The sequence below is a fragment of the Micromonospora sp. DT46 genome, assembly GCF_049841735.1.
GTDB classification, from domain to species: domain Bacteria; phylum Actinomycetota; class Actinomycetes; order Mycobacteriales; family Micromonosporaceae; genus Micromonospora; species Micromonospora reichwaldensis.
This window is the reverse complement of sequence record NZ_JBNCKW010000002.1, coordinates 192,740-208,774: the sequence shown is the minus strand read 5'-3', so window position 1 is coordinate 208,774 and position 16,035 is coordinate 192,740. Positions and strand designations below refer to the sequence as shown.

The following is a 16,035-nucleotide window of genomic DNA, read 5'->3' as shown; positions in this document are numbered from 1 at the left end:
CTCGCATGGCACGCCTTTCGCTCGCGACGACGGGGCCGCACGGGGCCCGTCATCTCAACTTCGGGTCGAAGGCGTCGCGGATCGCGTCGCCGAGCATGATGAACGCCAGCACGGTCAGCGCCAGGAACGTCGAGGGGACCAGCAGCGGGGTGACCGACTCCCGCATGTGCACCCGGCCCGCGTCGATGTCGATGCCCCAGGAGATGGTCGGCGCCCTGAGCCCGATGCCGAGGAAGCTCAGCGTGGCCTCGGCGGCGATGAACGAGCCGAGGGCGATCGTCAGCACCACGATCGCCGGGGCGAGCGCGTTGGGCAGGATGTGCCGCAGCATGATCCGGCCGTCGCCGGCGCCGAGCATCCGGGCCGCCGCGACGTAGTCCTGCTCCTTGGCGGTGATCACCGAGGAGCGGACGACGCGGGCGGCGGTGGTCCAGCCGAGGATCGCCAGCACGAAGATGACCGCGCCGATCCGGACCGCCGAGCTGTCGCTGTTGACCCGCTTGAGCAGCACGATCGCGGCGAGCAGGAGCGGGATGCCGAGGACCACGTCGATCACCCGGGAGAGCACCGCGTCGACCCAGCGGCCGAAGTAGCCGGCCAGCATCCCCACGGCGAGCGCGATCAGGCCGGTGAGCAGGGCGGAGAGCGCGCCGACCAGCAGCGACGCGCGGGCGCCGTAGACCGCCCTGGCGTACGTGTCGCAGCCCTGGAAGTCGTACCCGAAGATCGCCCCGCCGGACGGCCCGGCGTGCTGACGGGCCAGCACGCAGTCGCGCGGATCGTTCGCGGTGAACAGCCCCGGCACGGCGGCCATGGCGGCGACCAGCAGCACCAGGGCGAGGCTGATCCAGAAGATCGGCTTGCGGCGCAGGTCGCGCCAGGCGTCGCCGGCCAGGCTGCGGGGCTTCTGCGGTACGCCGACCTGGTTCGGCGCGCCGGGCTCACCCGACGGCCCCCGCCGCGCGGCCTGGTTCTCGCTCGCCGCGACGGTCTCGAAGTCACTCATGCCCGCACCTCACTGCGCTCGGCGCCGGCACGAACACTGCGCTGCCGATTCGTTCGCTGCGCTCACTCATGCCGCACCTCGCTGCGCTCACTCATAGCGGATCCTCGGGTCGAGTACGGCGTACAGGACGTCCACCACCAGGTTGGAGACGAGGTAGACCACGACGAGCACGCTGACGATGCCCACCACCAGCGGGCCGTCCTCGGTGCGGATGCCGCGGAAGAGGTTGAAGCCGACGCCGGGGATGTTGAACACGCCCTCGGTGATGATCGCGCCGCTCATCAGGTTGCCCAGCTCGACGCCGAGGAAGGTGACCACCGGGATGAGGGAGTTGCGCAGCACGTGGACGCTGACGATCCGCCGCCTCACGAGCCCCTTCGACCGGGCGGTGCGGACGTAGTCGGCGCGCAGGTTCTCGGCCACGGACGTCCGGGTCAGCCGCAGTGCGGTGGCCAGCGAGAGCGAGCCGAGCACGATGCCCGGCAGCAGGAGCGCGTACAGGTCCGGGTCGGCGCCTGCGGTGGCCGGGAAGAGCTGCCACCTGACGCCGAGGAGGTACTGCGCCAGCGGCGCGAGCACGATCGTCGGGATGCCGAGCACCAGCAGGGTCAGCAGCAGGGTCGAGTTGTCGAAGATGCTGGCCCGCCGGATTCCGGCGAGCACGCCCGCGGTGACGCCGAAGAGGATGGTGACCGCCATGGCGATCAGCGCCAGCTTGACCGTGACCGGCCAGGCGGCGGCCAGGATGTCGCCGATCGAGCGTCCGGTGAGGGACTGCCCGAGGTCACCCTGGAGCAGGTTCTTGAGGTAGTCGAAGTAGCGGTAGAAGAAGCCGCCGACCCCGGTCCGGTCGAGGTGGAACTTCTCCGTCAGGTATGCCCGCTGAGCCGCCGTGACCGGGCGCTCACCGGCGAGCGCCTGGATGGGATCGCCCTGGCCGGCGAACATCAGCGCGTAGACGATCAGCGTGGTCCCGAAGAACGCGAGGACCATCTGGAGCAGACGCCGCAGGATGAAGCGGAACATACTTGGCAGTCTGGCGGAAAAAGTGCGAAGAGGAAGGCGGGTCGGGCCACCGTCCGCCGATGGCCCGACCCGTCCTGCCGTGGTGTTACTTGACGGCCTCGATCTTCACGAGGTCGATCCGGTCGAAGAGATCCATCTCCACGTTCGTCACCTTGGTGGAGTGGCCGAAGTTGTTCTGGCCGTACCGCAGCGGGATCACCGGCAGGTCCTCCGCCAGCAGGTCCTCGGCCGCCTGGTACTTCTTGATCGCCTCGTCCTCGTTCGCGGCGCTGGCGCCCTCGGCGAGCAGCTTGTCGAACTCGGGGTTGCTGTAGCCGTAGTAGTTCGACGAGCCGTTGCTGCTGTACAGCGGGCCCAGGTAGTTCTCCATGGACGGGTAGTCCATGACCCAGCCCATCCGGAACAGGCCGACCGGCTGCTTGGCCTTCACCTTGGTCAGCAGGTCCGCGAACTTCGGCTCGGCGGTGCCCACGCAGTCCACGCCCAGGTTGGTCTTGAGCTGGTTGCAGGTCGCGTCGATCCAGTCCTTGTGGCCGCCGTCGCCGTTGTAGGACAGCTCGATCCTCGCCGGGCCGCCCGCGGCCTGGTACAGGCTCTTGGCCTTGGCCGGGTCGAACTCGCCGGCCTCGCCGATGGTGCTGTCGCGGTAGCCCGCGACGACCGGCGAGACGAACGAGCGGGCCGGCTGCTGCGAGTCCTTGAAGATCGACTTGGTGATCTCGTCCCGGTCGATCGCCATCGAGATGGCCTTGCGCACGTCCGGGTTGCTGAACTCCTCCTGGAACGTCGGGAAGGCCAGCACCTGGAGCGACGAGGCGGAGCTCTGCTTGAACCGGTCACCGAGGTCGGTGCCGGCCGTCGAGAGGTTCTCGGTCGGGATGGTCTTGATGACGTCCAGGTTGTCCGAGAGCACGTCCGCGTACGCGGCGGTCGGCTGCTGGTAGATCCGGAACTCGACGCCGGCCACCTTCGGCTTCTCGCCGGGGAAGGCGTCGTACTTCTCGACCTCGACCTTGGCGTCGTGCTGCCAGGCGCCCTTCATCTTGAACGGGCCCTGACCGACCGGTGCCTGCTCGTAGCCCTCGGCCAGTACGCCGGGCGCGGAGAACGCGGCCTTCGGCATCGGGTAGAAGGCGGTGTAGCCGAGCACGGACTTGAACTCGCTGTACGGCTCCGACAGCGTCACGGTGAAGGTCAGGTCGTCGACCTTCTTCAGCCCGCTGAGCGTCTTGGCCTTCGGGGTCTCGCCCTGCATGTCCTCGTAGCCGGCGATCTTCTCGAAGAAGTAGCTGGAGTTCTGGCCGTTCGGGGCGTAGGCGCCGTAGTTCCAGGCGTCGACGTAGTTGTCGGCGGTGACCTTCTCGCCGTTGTGGAACGTGTAGCCGTCCTTCAGCTTGACCGTCCAGGTCGTGTTGTCCTCGGACGTCACCGACTCGGCCGCCACCTCGTGGGGCTTGTTGGCCTCGTCGTAGTCGACCAGCGGGCTGAACAGGGCGGCGAGCACCTGCGAGCCGCTCGTCTCGTTGGTGTTGGTCGGCACCAGGTGCTGCGGCTCGGCGATCTCGATCCGCACGGCCGCGTCGGGGTTGCTCTCGCCGGATCCACCGTCGCCGCCCGAGCCGCAGGCCACCAGGCCCAGGGTCACCGCGAGCGGGAGGGCGGTCCAGGCAGCGAGCCTACGAACACGCATGTAGCCTCCTCATCTCCTCACGCTGCGCAGTCAGGCCCGGCGCTGGGTTTACGCTGCGCAACGTTGGGCAACGGTAGGTCGTCGGCTGGCGATCGACAACGGGCGGGTTGCGAACCGATAACGGAGTCACCGTCGGGGCCTTGCCGTGGCGGGCCGGGTCTGCTAATGCCGTGGCGCCGCGAATGCGGCGCTGGGCAGCGCGGACTCTCGACGCGGTCGGTGCTCGTCGCGCCCGCTCCGCCCGTTCGCGCCATCCCGGTCCGGGCGTGCCCGTCCGTCGCCCCGATGGCCCGGGAGTCCGGTTCCAGCCGGGGCGTCGCCGGCCCGTGCGTCACTCAGAGTGATTAACCGCACGTCACTCTTAGTGGTCACATTGCGGGCTTGGCGCGGGTCGTCGGATCGCCGGCCGCCGACCGTGAGACGATCTGGGCGTGACGGCGACGCTTCTGGACGGCAAGGCGACCGCGGCCGAGATCAAGGACGAGCTGCGGACACGGGTCAAGGCACTGGCGGAACGCGGCATCACCCCGGGGCTCGGCACCGTCCTGGTGGGTGCGGACCCCGGTTCCCAGGCGTACGTCAACGGCAAGCACCGCGACTGCGCCGAGGTGGGGGTCGCCTCGATCCGCCGCGAGCTGCCGGCCGACGCGACCCAGGCGCAGGTCGACGCCGTGCTCGCCGAGCTGAACGCCGACCCGGCCTGCCACGGCTACATCGTCCAGCTGCCGCTGCCGGGCCACCTCGACACCCAGCGGGTGCTGGAGCTGATCGACCCGGACAAGGACGCCGACGGCCTGCACCCGGTCAACCTCGGTCGGCTCGTCCTGGGCTACGACGCCCCGCTGCCCTGCACCCCGCGCGGCATCGTCGAGCTGCTCCGCCGGCACGACGTGCCGCTGCGCGGCGCCAATGTCGCCGTGGTCGGCCGCGGCAACACCGTCGGCCGCCCGCTCGGCCTGCTGCTCACCCGCCGCAGTGAGAACGCCACCGTGACCCTCTGCCACACCGGCACCCTCGACCTGGCCTCGCACACCCGGGCCGCCGACATCGTCATCGTGGCCGCCGGCGTACCGGGCCTGCTCACCGCCGACATGCTCACGCCGGGCGCGGTCGTGGTCGACGTCGGCATCACCCGGGTCATCGGCCCGGACGGCAAGGGCCGCTACACCGGCGACGTCGCCGGTGACGCGGCGGAGGTGGCCGGCAAGCTGGTGCCCATGCCGGGCGGCGTCGGCCCGATGACCCGCGCGATGCTGCTGACCAACGTCGTGGAGCGCGCCGAGCGCGACTGAGCGCCCGCCGGGCCCCGCCCGGAGCCGGACGGCCGTGACGTTCGCCCCATCCCGGCGATGGTCGCCTCCCCTGACCTGATCGGTGCCAGGATGACTGATACGGTCCGGAAAACCGACTGGTAGCAGGGAGTGGGACGACCATGGGTAAGAAGGTCACTGTCGTCGGGGCCGGCTTCTACGGCTCCACCACCGCACAGCGCCTGGCCGAGTACGACGTCTTCGACACCGTCGTGATCACCGACATCGTGGAGGGCAAGCCCGCAGGTCTCGCCCTGGACCTCAACCAGTCGCGCGCCGTCGAGGGCTTCGAGACCAAGGTGGTCGGCGCGACCACCGGTCCGAACGGCGAGGGCTACGAGGCGATCGAGGGCTCGGACGTCGTCGTGATCACCGCCGGCCTGCCGCGCAAGCCGGGCATGAGCCGCATGGACCTGCTCGAGACGAACGCGAAGATCGTCCGCCAGGTCTCCGAGAACGTCGCCAAGTACGCCCCGAACGCCGTCGTCATCGTCGTGTCCAACCCGCTCGACGAGATGACCGCGCTGGCCCAGCTCGCCACCCAGTTCCCGAAGAACCGGGTCCTCGGCCAGGCCGGCATGCTGGACACCGCCCGGTTCACCAACTTCGTGGCCGAGGCGCTGGGCGTACCGGTGAAGTCGGTGAAGACGCTGACCCTCGGCTCGCACGGCGACACGATGGTGCCGGTGCCGTCGCAGAGCACCGTTGACGGCAAGCCGCTGCGTGAGGCCATGCCGGCCGAGCAGATCGAGGAGCTGGTCGTCAAGACCCGCAACGGCGGCGCCGAGGTGGTCGCGCTGCTCAAGACCGGTTCGGCGTACTACGCGCCGTCGGCCGCCGCCGCGCGGATGGCCAAGGCCGTCGCGGAGGACTCGGGCGAGGTCATGCCGGTCTGCGCCTGGGTCGACGGCGAGTACGGCATCTCCGGCGTCTACCTGGGTGTCGAGGCCGCGATCGGCGCCGAGGGCGTCAAGCGGGTCGTCGAGACGGACCTGGACGCCGACGAGCTGGCCAGCCTGAAGGAGGCCGCCGAGGCCGTCCGCGCCAAGCAGGGCGACGTCGCCTCCATGTGACCCACCACCCGTCGAGGGGGCACGCCGGTCCGCCGGCGTGCCCCCTCGTCGTACCGCCCTACAGCGTCATGAACGCCTCGCCCAGGTGCGGGGTAGCGAGCACCGTGGGCCCGCGCGCGGCCAGGTCGCGCAGGAGCCCCACCCGCGAGGCACGCGCCGCGGGGGCGTCCTCCTCGTGGGCGTACGCCAGCTCGGGGTCGACCAGTTGCACGGCGTGCACCAGCAGGTCGCCGGTGAGCAGCAGCCGCTCGTCGCCCACCTCCAGCAGCACCGACTGGTGCCCGGGCGTGTGCCCCGGGGTCGGCAGCAGCCGTACCGTCGGATCCAGTCTCTCCTCGCCGTCGACCACCCGGAGCTGGCCGGCGGCGCGCAACGGCGCGACCAGGCCGGCCGACAGCCCCGGGGCGAGCTGCCCCACGGCGGCCAGCTCGGCCCGCTGGAGCACGTAGTCGGCGTTCGGGAAGTACGGCGTCCCCGGCGAGCCGGTGACCGCCCAGCCGACGTGGTCGCTGTGCAGGTGGGTGAGCACCACCGTGCGTACGTCGGCCGGGTCGATGCCGGCGGCGGCGAGTTCGGCCGGCAGCCGGCCGGGCACCGGCGCCCAGCTCGCGGCGGGCGAGCCGGCCGGGCCGATCCCCGCGTCGACCAGGGTCACCGGCCCGTCGCCGGCGCGGATGGCGAAGCTGCGGAACGGCAGCCACCACCGTCCGTCGGCGGTCACCGTGGCCGGGTCACGCAGGTCGGCCGCGCGCCAGTGCTCCGGCGTGGCGTCCGGGAACGCCTCCGCGCGGGGCTGGAAGAACGGTCCCTTGCCGTCGGTGAGCGCGGTGACCGTGATAGACCCGAGGATGCGGCTCGGTGGCATCCGGCGATCATGCCAGCGGTCCCGTGCGCCGTGCACGTCGTTTGTTCCGGCCCGACCGAGGCCGGCTGGGGACTGCCGATCAGTTTCCAGTACGCTCGTACTGCTTGAGCACGAGTCCCCCGAGAGGAGCGCCGGCCGATGGCGAAGATCAAGGTAAACAACCCGGTCGTTGAGCTCGACGGCGACGAGATGACCCGGATCATCTGGAAGCAGATCCGGGAGCAGCTGATCCTGCCCTACCTCGACGTCGACCTGCACTACTACGACCTGTCGATCCAGCACCGCGACGAGACCGACGACCAGGTCACCGTCGACGCCGCCAACGCCATCAAGGAGCACGGCGTCGGCGTCAAGTGCGCGACCATCACCCCGGACGAGGCCCGGGTGGAGGAGTTCGGCCTGAAGAAGATGTGGCGGTCGCCGAACGGCACGATCCGCAACATCCTCGGCGGCGTCGTCTTCCGCGAGCCGATCATCATGTCCAACGTGCCGCGGCTGGTCCCCGGCTGGACCAAGCCGATCATCATCGGCCGGCACGCCCACGGTGACCAGTACAAGGCCACCGACTTCGTCGTCCCGGGCCCGGGCAAGGTGACCGTCACCTACACCCCGGCCGACGGCGGCGCCCCGATGGAGATGGAGGTCGCCAACTTCCCCGGCGGCGGCATCGCCATGGGCATGTACAACTACGACGAGTCGATCCGGGACTTCGCCCGCGCCTCGTTCCGGTACGGCCTGGACCGCAACTACCCGGTCTACCTGTCCACCAAGAACACCATCCTCAAGGCGTACGACGGCCGGTTCAAGGACATCTTCGCCGAGGTGTTCGAGAACGAGTTCAAGGCCGAGTTCGACGCCGCCGGCATCACCTACGAGCACCGGCTCATCGACGACATGGTCGCCGCCGCGCTCAAGTGGGAGGGCGGCTACGTCTGGGCCTGCAAGAACTACGACGGTGACGTGCAGTCCGACACCGTCGCGCAGGGCTTCGGCTCGCTGGGCCTGATGACCTCGGTGCTGCTCTCCCCGGACGGCCGTACGGTCGAGGCCGAGGCTGCGCACGGCACGGTCACCCGGCACTACCGGCAGTGGCAGAAGGGCGAGAAGACCTCGACCAACCCGATCGCGTCGATCTACGCCTGGACCCGGGGCCTGGCCCACCGGGGCAAGCTGGACGGCACCCCGGCGGTCACCGAGTTCGCCAACACCCTGGAGCAGGTCATCGTCGACACCGTCGAGGGCGGCCAGATGACCAAGGACCTCTCGCTGCTCATCTCGCGGGACGCCCCGTGGCTGACCACCGACGAGTTCATGAACGCGCTCGACGAGAACCTGGCGCGCAAGCTCTCCGCCTGATCCTCTCCGCGCCATCCGGCGGCACCTGACGGTGCTGCCGCCGCATCACCAGGAGCCCGCCGGCACCCGCCGGCGGGCTCCGTGGTCTCGGGCGGTGGTCGCCAGGCGAGCGCCTGAGATCTTGGTGAGAAACGGCCCCTCCAGGGGCCCATTCCTGCCAAGATCTACTCGGCTCGCCCGGATCCGGCGACGCCTGCGGATCGGCTTGCGGCGTGTCGGCGGGTGACGCGCCGTTCGGCGTCACCTACGTCGGCGCGCCTCGTTGACCTGGGTGGACGAGATGCCAGTCGCGTCCAGGAAGGTTGACCGCGGTCGCCTCGCGGCAAGCGTGCCGATCAGCCAGCCTTCCCGGCTGTCGCGCACAGCCAGCCGTCCCTTCCCTGCGGGGGGCCCTGTCCCGGGCCCCCCGCGCCCTGTCTCCACCCCGCCACCGCCACCGCCACCGCCACCGCCACCGCCACCGCCACCGGCCGTCCGCGCCCACCGGTACCGCTCCACCTGGCAGCGACGGTCGAACCGGCGGGGGCACGCCGGTCGCCGTCTCGCCCCATCGGGCGCGGTGTCGGGCTCAGGCGGCGCGGAGGAGTTCGGCGGCGCGCTCCGGGGCGATGTCGTTGATGAAGACGCCCATGGCGGACTCCGAGCCCGCCAGGTACTTCAGCTTGTCCTTCGCGCGCCGGATGCTGAACAGCTGCAGGTGCAGGTGGCCCAGCTCGCGGTCGACGCGTACCGGCGCCTGGTGCCAGGCGGCGATGTAGGGCATCGGCAGGTCGAACAGCCCGTCGAAGCGGCGCAGCAGGTCCAGGTAGAGCGGCCCGAAGGCGTCCCGCTCGGCGTCGTCGAGCGCGGGGATGTCCGGCACCGGCCGGTGCGGGGCCACGTGCACCTCGAACGGCCAGCGGGCCGCCGCCGGGACGTACGCCGTCCAGTGCTCGTTGGCGGCGACCACCCGGTCGCCGCCGGCCCGCTCGGCGGCGAGCACGTCGGCGTAGAGGTTGCGCCCGCCGGTGCGTTCCGCGTGCCGGCGGGCGGCGGCCAGCAGCGCCCGGGTCCGCGGGGTCACGAAGGGGTACGCGTAGATCTGGCCGTGCGGGTGGTGCAGGGTCACGCCGATCTCCACGCCCCGGTTCTCGAAGCAGAACACCTGCTCCACCCCGGGCAGCTCCGCGAGCGCCGACGTGCGGTCGGCGAGCGCGTCGAGGACGGTACGCACGCGGCGTGGCGGGAGGGACGCGAAGGACGCGTTGTGGTCGTCGGTGAAGCAGACCACCTCGCAGCGGCCCCGACCCGGGCGGACCGGGGTGAACGGGGTGATCTCGGCGGGCTCCTCGGCCACCCGGCCGCTGAGGGAGGGGAACCGGTTCTCGAAGACGGCGACGTCGTAGTCGGGCGCCGGGATCTCGCTCTGCCGGCTGTCGGTGCTGGGGCAGAGCGGGCACTGGTCGGCTGGCGGGAGGAAGGTGCGCGTCTGCCGGTGCACGGCGACGGCCACCCACTCGTCGGTGAGCGGGTCCAGGCGCAGCTGCGACGCGGGCGGTGGCGGGGGCAGCTCGCGCCGGTCCGGCTGGTCGCGGACGGCGTCGTCCCGTTCGTCGAAGTAGATCAGCTCCCGGCCGTCGGCCAGCGCGATCGCGGTGCGCTTCACCTCGCCATCCCCTCATCTGTCGTCGTGGCCGTCCGTCCCGCGCCCGTGGCGGGGGGCACGACCACCAGTTCGCCCACCCGGTCGTCGAGCGCCCGCCGCGCGTCGGGGGACAGCCGGTCGTCGGTGACCAGCACGTGGGCGGCGGAAAGCTCAACGATCGAGGAGATGCCGACGGTGCCCCACTTGGTGTGGTCGGCGAGCACGACCAGCCGGTCGGCGGCGGCCACCAGGGCGCGGTCGGTCTCCGCCTCCATCAGGTTCGGAGTGGTGAACCCCGCCCGCTCGGTGATCCCGTGCACGCCGAGGAAGAGCAGGTCCAGGTGCAGCGACCGGATGGCGGCGACGGCCAGCGGCCCGACCAGCGCGTCCGACGGCGTACGCACCCCGCCGGTGAGCACCACGGTCTGGTCGGACCGGCCGCCGGCATGCAGGATCTCGGCCACCGGCAGCGAGTTGGTGACGACGGTCAGGCCCGGCACGTCGACCAGCCGACGGGCCAGCTCGGCGGTGGTGGTGCCGGCGGAGAGGGCGACCGCCGCCCCGGGGCGGACCAGCTCGGCGGCGCGGCCGGCGATGGCCGCCTTCTCCGCCAGTTGCCGCACCGACTTGGCCCGGAAGCCCGGTTCGTCGGTCGAGCCGGGGCCGGCCACCGTGGCGCCGCCGTGCACCTTGGCCAGCAGGCCGCGCTCGTGCAGCGCCTCCAGGTCGCGACGGATGGTCATGTCCGACACGCCGTACTCGGCGGCCAGCTCGGTGACCCGTACGCCGCCGGTGGTGCGGACCCGGTCCAGGATGGCCGCCTGCCGTTGCTGAGCGAGCATCCGTCGCACCTCCGTGCCAGCCGCGCGCCCTCACGCGGTCGAACGTGTTCGAACAAAGGTGAACACTAGCGCGAAGGGGGGAGCACCGGTAGGCGGAGGGCCGATCAGATGGACTGGAGCCGGGGTTCGACCCAACCTGTCTCGTTCAGGTGGTGCAGGACGGCCTCGACCGCCTCGTCGATCGTCATGTCGCTGGTGTCGACCACCAGGTCCGCGTCGGTCGGCTCCTCGTAGGGGTCGTCGATGCCCGTCATCCCGGTGAGCAGGCCGGCCCGGGCCCGGGCGTAGAGGCCCTTGCGGTCGCGCTGCTCGCAGACCTCCAGCGGGGTCGCCACGTGCACCAGCACGAAGCCCGCACCGGCGGCCAGCGCCATCTCCCGGGCGGTCGCGCGGGCCTGGGCGTACGGGGCGATGGGGCAGCAGATGCCGACGCCGTGGTGCCGGGCGATCTCCGCCGCCACCCAGCCGATCCGGCGCACGTTGAGGTCCCGGTCGGCCTTGCTGAAGCCCAGCCCGGCGGAGAGCTCGCGGCGCACCACGTCGCCGTCGAGCAGCGTGATGCTCCGGTCGCCCTGCTCGCGCAGCACGTCGGCCAGGCCCCGGGCGATCGTCGACTTGCCGGAGCCCGAGAGCCCGGTCAGGAAGACCACCAGGCCCCGGTGCCGCCGCGGCGGCCGGGCCCGGGCCAGCTCCTTCGCCACCGCGGGCGGGGTGTGCCACTCGGGGAGCGGGAAACCCCGGTCCAGCAGGTCGTCGATCTCCGGCTGGGTCAGCGCCAGGCGTCGGTTGCGGGGCGGGATGTCCTCCCGCCAGCGCCACTGCCCGTCGCGGTTGTCGTAGGCCAGCTCGCGCGGCACCAGCACCCGCAGGCCGGCGCCGGAGAGCATCTCGCCGGTGGAGAGCAGGTGCGTGACGCCGTACGCCGCCGACACCCGGGCCCGCAGCAGCGCGTCGCTGATCTCGTCGCGCCGGCGGGACAACGGGACGGCGACGAGCGTGGCCGGCGGCATCCGGTCGCGGGCGGCGAAGACGCTGCGTACGAGCGACTCCGGCGGCAACCCGCCGAGGCCGTCCTCGCCGACCGGGATCATCACCAGCAGGTGGGCGCCGAGCGTGCGGACCGCGTGGGCGATCTGGGCGAGCTGCGGCCGGTGCAGCGGGCGGTCGGCGATCACTCCGAGCACCCGACCGGACGGCAGCAGCGGGCGTACCTCCTCCGGGGTGCGGCGCAGCCGCTGGAAGGGGCCGTGACCGCCGTCGCCGAGCCGGCGGACCGTGCCCCCGACGCCGGCCACCCCGTCGCGGACCTGCCACGCGTCGGCGACGTCCAGCGCCGCGACCGGCGCGCCCTCCCCGTCGGTGAGCACCAGGGTGCGGCGTGCCTCGTCGCGCGGGTCGAGACCCTGGGCGAGCGCCGTCGGCACCTGGAGGGTCACCGGCACCGGCCACGGTGAGCCGTCGGCGAGCCGGCCCCGCCGACTCACCGAGACCAGGTCGGCGCGGGTCATGAAGCCGGCCAGCGGGGCGTACGCCCCGATCAGCAGCAGCTCCAGGTCAGCCAGCTCGCCGGGGCGTGGCGTGTACGCCGGCGCGTCCCGGAGCACCTCGTCGGGCAGCACCCAGCTGTTGCTCATCCATCCCCCAAACGACACTGACCGGCACACAGTTTCTCAGCCGCCCGGCGATCGGTCGAGAGCGCCACTCCACCCCGCACGCGAAGGTAGGGGGTGGCGGCCGGCGGGTCAGCGGGGCGGGGCCAGGGGCGCGGCCCCGAAGGAGACGGCGAACCGCTTGCACCAGATGGAGACGCTGGTCAGGCCCGTCAGGTCGACGTCGGCCGGGATGTCGTAACCCTGGTCGCCCCGGTTGCCCTTGAGTCGGCCCAGCTCGACCCACCGGCCGTCGTCGAAGACCCGCCACCCGGCGGTGCCGCTGCGCACCGGCTGGTCGCTGAGCCAGACCCGCAGGTCCGGGCCGTTGGAGGTGGCCAGGCCCACGAGTTCCAGCCGGTGCCGCCCGTCGGGGGCGCGGACGATCCGCGCGCTGCCCGACGTGTCGTGCTCGTGGGTCACGAAGTCGCCCTGCCCGACGAGGACCGGCCCGGCGGGGGAGGGCGCCGCGCCCGTGGCGGAGACCGTCGGCGCCGGCGTGGCCGCCACGCTCGAGAGTGCCTCGTCGACCTCGGCGTCGGTGACCAGCTTCCAGGGCTGGAACCAGTAGAGCCCGAACGCCGAGCCGGCGGCGAGGACGGCGACCACCACCCACGTCAGCGGCGCGCGGAACAGTCGGGTCATGCCCACAGTGTGTCGGCCCGGGCCGCGTCCTGTCTGCCCCGTACGGACGTGGCGGAGGCCGACACGTGCCGGCGGTGCCGACACGCCCGCCACCGCCGGGGACCGCGCCGGACCCTAGGGGACGCGGGCCGCCAGGATCAGGGGAGCGCCCGGGGGCGAGCCGCTGCCCACAGGGGTCCTCGCCTCCTACGCTGTACGACGTGACACTCATCGCGACCGACTCGCTGACCAAGACGTACGGGGGTGGGGTCACCGCGCTGGCCGACCTGACCGTCGCGGTCGAGCCGGGGATCATCGGGTTGGTCGGCGCGAACGGCGCCGGCAAGTCCACCCTGATCAAGATCCTGCTCGGCCTCCTCGCCCCGACCAGCGGCCGGGTCCGGGTCCTCGGCCTCGACCCGACCACCGACTCCGCCCAGGTCCGCGCCCGGGTCGGCTACATGCCCGAGCACGACGCCCTGCCGCCGGACCTCTCCGCCGCCGAGCTGGTCACCCACCTCGGCCGGGTCAGCGGCCTGCCGCGTACGGTCGCCCGGGAGCGGGCCTCCGAGGCGCTGCGGCACGTCGGGCTCTACGAGGAGCGCTACCGCCCGGTCGGCGGCTACTCGACGGGCATGAAGCAGCGGGTCAAGCTCGCCCAGGCCCTGGTGCACGACCCCGACCTGCTGCTGCTCGACGAGCCGACCAACGGGCTCGACCCGGCCGGCCGCGACGCCATGCTGGCGCTGGTGCACCGCATCGGCACCGAGTTCGGCATCTCCGTGCTGGTCTGCTCGCACCTGCTGGGCGAGGTGGAGCGGATCTGTGACACCCTCGTCGCCATCGACGGCGGGCGGCTGCTGCGCGCCGACCACATCTCCGCCATGACCTCGGCCACCGACGTGCTCGCCGTCGAGGTGAGCGAGGGCACCGACGAGCTGGCCGCCCGGCTGGCCGCGCTCGACCTGCCGGTACGCCGGGACGGCCGGCTGCTGCTCGTCGAGCTCGCCGACGACGCCACCTACGACCTGATCCTCGGCGCGGTCGCCGAGCTGGACCTGCCGCTGCACCGGCTGGACCAGCGCCGGCACCGGGTGGCCGAACTCTTCGCCACGAGGGAGCCCAGCCATGCCTGAGCCGACCGGCGTCATCCACGACATCGGCTACCAGCGCTACACCGGTCCCCGGCTGGGCCGCCGGGCCGTCTTCTGCGCGCTCTACCTGCACGGCCTGCGGACGGCGTTCGGGCTGGGCCGCAGCGCGAAGGCCAAGATCTTCCCCTGGCTGGTGGTCGCCATCGTCACCGTGGTGGCCGCCGGGCTCGCCGCGGTACGCAGCCAGGTCGGCGAGTCGGTGATGACGTACGCCCAGTTCGCCGACAACATGAGCTGGCTGGTCATCTTCTTCGTCGCGGCGGTCGCCCCCGAGCTGGTCTCGCGGGACCTGCGCAGCGGGGTGCTGCCGCTCTACTTCTCCCGGCCGCTGCCGAGGTCGGACTACCCGCTGGCCAAGCTGCTGGCGCTGGCCACCGCGCTCTGGCTGCTGCTCGGCGGGCCGCAGCTGGTGATGTTCCTGGGCGCCGCGTTCACCACCGGCGACGGCATGCGCGGGGTCTGGAACGAGCTGCTCGACCTGCTGCCCAGCCTGCTCTACGCCGGGCTCTGGGCGGCGGTCTTCGCCTCGGTCGGGCTGCTGGTCGCCTCGTCCACCGGCAAGCGGGCGTTCGCGGCCGGCGGGATCGTGGCCGTGTTCCTGATGACCACCCCGATCGTCGGCACCCTGTCGATCATGCCCTCCCAGGCGGTCAACGAACTGGCCTTCCTCGCCTCGCCCTCGACGCTGGTGGGCGGAGTGGGCACCTGGGCGCTCGGCGACCTGCTGCTGTTCGAGGGGGAGGGCGGAGTGCCGATCGGCGACTTCGGCCCGGTCTACGCGGTCGCCGCCGTGCTGCTCGTGGCCGGCTGCGTCGCCCTGCTCATGCTGCGATACCGGAAGGTGGCCGCCCGATGACCACGATCAGCGTCGACCAGGCGGCGGGGACGCCGACCGCCGCCGCCAGCACCCTCGACCTCGCCGGCGTCTCCCGCTGGTACGGCAACGTGGTGGCCGTCAACGACGTCAGCATGAGCCTCGGCCCCGGCGTCACCGGGCTGCTCGGCCCGAACGGCGCAGGCAAGACCACCCTGCTGCACATGATGGCGGGCTTCCTGGCCCCGTCGCGCGGGGCGGTGAGCCTGGACGGCCGGCCCACCTGGCGCAACCCCGAGGTCTACCGCCGGCTCGGCCTGGTCAGCGAGCGCGAGGCGGTGCACACCTTCCTCACCGCGTACGAGTTCGTGCTGGCCAGCGCGAAGCTGCACCGGCTGCCGGACCCGGCGGAGGCGGCCCGCCGGGCGATCGCCCTGGTGGAGATGGAGGGCGCGCAGGACCGCCGGATCGGCACGTACTCGAAGGGCATGCGGCAGCGTGCCCGGGTGGCCGCGGCGCTGGTGCACGAGCCGCAGGTGCTGCTGCTCGACGAGCCGTTCAACGGGATGGACCCGCGCCAGCGGCTGCACATGATGGAGCTGCTGCACCGCCTCGGCGACGCCGGCCGCACCATCCTGTTCAGCTCGCACATCCTGGAGGAGGTCGAGCAGGTCTCCGGCACCGTCCAGGTGATGGTCGCCGGCCGGCTGGCCGCCTCCGGCGACTTCCGTACCATCCGCCGGCTGATGACCAACCGGCCGCACGTCTTCGCCGTGCACTCCACCGACGATCGGGCGCTCGCCGTCGCGCTGATGGCCGAGGCGTCGGTGACGGGGGTCGAGCTGGGCCGCGCCGGGCTGACCGTGCGGGCCGGCGACTACGGCGCGTTCACCCGCGTCCTGCCGAAGATCGCCCTGGCGGAGGGCATCCGGGTGCGGCAGTTGGTGCCCGAGGACGAATCCCTGGAGAGCGTCTTCTCCTACCTCGTGGAGGCCTGAACCC

At 72.1% G+C, this 16,035-nt stretch carries 14 protein-coding genes; 6 read left to right on the top strand and 8 right to left on the bottom strand.

What is annotated here, in order from left to right; genetic code table 11:
* Positions 1-49: 49 nt before the first annotated feature.
* The 3 genes from ACLQ20_RS05210 to ACLQ20_RS05200 all read right to left on the bottom strand — a co-directional run bounded on the left by ACLQ20_RS05210 (position 50) and on the right by ACLQ20_RS05200 (position 3,722).
* Positions 50-1,006, bottom strand: a complete 957-nt coding sequence (locus ACLQ20_RS05210) for an ABC transporter permease (RefSeq protein ID WP_151456058.1) — start codon at positions 1,004-1,006, stop codon at positions 50-52.
* Positions 1,007-1,093: 87 nt separating this feature from the next.
* Positions 1,094-2,032 carry an ABC transporter permease gene (locus tag ACLQ20_RS05205; protein ID WP_151456057.1) on the bottom strand — a complete coding sequence of 313 codons (939 nt, stop codon included), beginning with the start codon at positions 2,030-2,032 and terminating at the stop codon, positions 1,094-1,096.
* An 85-nt stretch (positions 2,033-2,117) separates the two neighbouring features.
* Complete coding sequence (locus ACLQ20_RS05200; protein WP_151456056.1) at positions 2,118-3,722, bottom strand: peptide ABC transporter substrate-binding protein; 1,605 nt, start codon at positions 3,720-3,722, stop codon at positions 2,118-2,120.
* Between the two features lie 431 nt (positions 3,723-4,153).
* On the opposite strand from ACLQ20_RS05200, the gene ACLQ20_RS05195 reads away from it, so the two are divergent.
* Both ACLQ20_RS05195 and mdh read left to right on the top strand, forming a co-directional pair.
* The gene (locus ACLQ20_RS05195; RefSeq protein WP_151456055.1) at positions 4,154-5,014 is read left to right on the top strand and encodes a bifunctional methylenetetrahydrofolate dehydrogenase/methenyltetrahydrofolate cyclohydrolase; all 861 of its coding nucleotides are present in this window, start codon (positions 4,154-4,156) and stop codon (positions 5,012-5,014) included.
* Positions 5,015-5,154: 140 nt separating this feature from the next.
* Positions 5,155-6,105 (top strand): malate dehydrogenase, encoded by a 951-nt coding sequence (mdh, locus tag ACLQ20_RS05190; protein WP_151456054.1) that lies wholly within the window; start codon positions 5,155-5,157, stop codon positions 6,103-6,105.
* A gap of 58 nt (positions 6,106-6,163) precedes the next feature.
* Here the strand turns inward: mdh and ACLQ20_RS05185 are convergent, their stop codons facing one another.
* Positions 6,164-6,970, bottom strand: coding sequence for an MBL fold metallo-hydrolase (locus ACLQ20_RS05185; RefSeq protein WP_358117607.1), 807 nt, complete (start codon positions 6,968-6,970; stop codon positions 6,164-6,166).
* 138 nt (positions 6,971-7,108) lie between these two features.
* Between ACLQ20_RS05185 and ACLQ20_RS05180 the strand changes: the two genes are divergently transcribed.
* Positions 7,109-8,326 carry an NADP-dependent isocitrate dehydrogenase gene (locus ACLQ20_RS05180; protein WP_101412708.1) on the top strand — a complete coding sequence of 406 codons (1,218 nt, stop codon included), beginning with the start codon at positions 7,109-7,111 and terminating at the stop codon, positions 8,324-8,326.
* A 568-nt stretch (positions 8,327-8,894) separates the two neighbouring features.
* Here ACLQ20_RS05180 and galT read toward each other — a convergent pair.
* From galT to ACLQ20_RS05160, 4 genes are all read right to left on the bottom strand, one after another.
* Positions 8,895-9,971, bottom strand: coding sequence for a galactose-1-phosphate uridylyltransferase (gene galT, locus ACLQ20_RS05175; protein WP_425854382.1), 1,077 nt, complete (start codon positions 9,969-9,971; stop codon positions 8,895-8,897).
* A complete protein-coding gene (locus tag ACLQ20_RS05170) occupies positions 9,968-10,792 on the bottom strand; it encodes a DeoR/GlpR family DNA-binding transcription regulator (protein WP_358117611.1) in 825 nt (274 codons plus the stop codon). Before ACLQ20_RS05170 ends, galT begins: the two co-directional genes overlap by 4 nt.
* 104 nt (positions 10,793-10,896) lie before the next feature.
* Positions 10,897-12,426 carry an adenylyl-sulfate kinase gene (gene cysC / locus ACLQ20_RS05165; RefSeq protein ID WP_151456050.1) on the bottom strand — a complete coding sequence of 510 codons (1,530 nt, stop codon included), beginning with the start codon at positions 12,424-12,426 and terminating at the stop codon, positions 10,897-10,899.
* A gap of 108 nt (positions 12,427-12,534) precedes the next feature.
* Positions 12,535-13,086 (bottom strand): DM13 domain-containing protein, encoded by a 552-nt coding sequence (locus ACLQ20_RS05160; RefSeq protein WP_327029544.1) that lies wholly within the window; start codon positions 13,084-13,086, stop codon positions 12,535-12,537.
* Between the two features lie 200 nt (positions 13,087-13,286).
* Between ACLQ20_RS05160 and ACLQ20_RS05155 the strand changes: the two genes are divergently transcribed.
* The 3 genes from ACLQ20_RS05155 to ACLQ20_RS05145 are packed head-to-tail and all read left to right on the top strand — an operon-like array spanning position 13,287 to position 16,031.
* The gene (locus tag ACLQ20_RS05155) at positions 13,287-14,201 is read left to right on the top strand and encodes an ABC transporter ATP-binding protein (protein WP_132231009.1); all 915 of its coding nucleotides are present in this window, start codon (positions 13,287-13,289) and stop codon (positions 14,199-14,201) included.
* Entirely contained in the window at positions 14,194-15,075 is an 882-nt protein-coding gene (locus ACLQ20_RS05150) for an ABC transporter permease (protein WP_425854380.1), read from the top strand. The genes ACLQ20_RS05155 and ACLQ20_RS05150 overlap by 8 nt, the downstream gene beginning before the upstream one ends.
* A complete protein-coding gene (locus ACLQ20_RS05145; protein ID WP_121399775.1) occupies positions 15,072-16,031 on the top strand; it encodes an ABC transporter ATP-binding protein in 960 nt (319 codons plus the stop codon). The genes ACLQ20_RS05150 and ACLQ20_RS05145 overlap by 4 nt, the downstream gene beginning before the upstream one ends.
* Positions 16,032-16,035 lie beyond the last annotated feature (4 nt).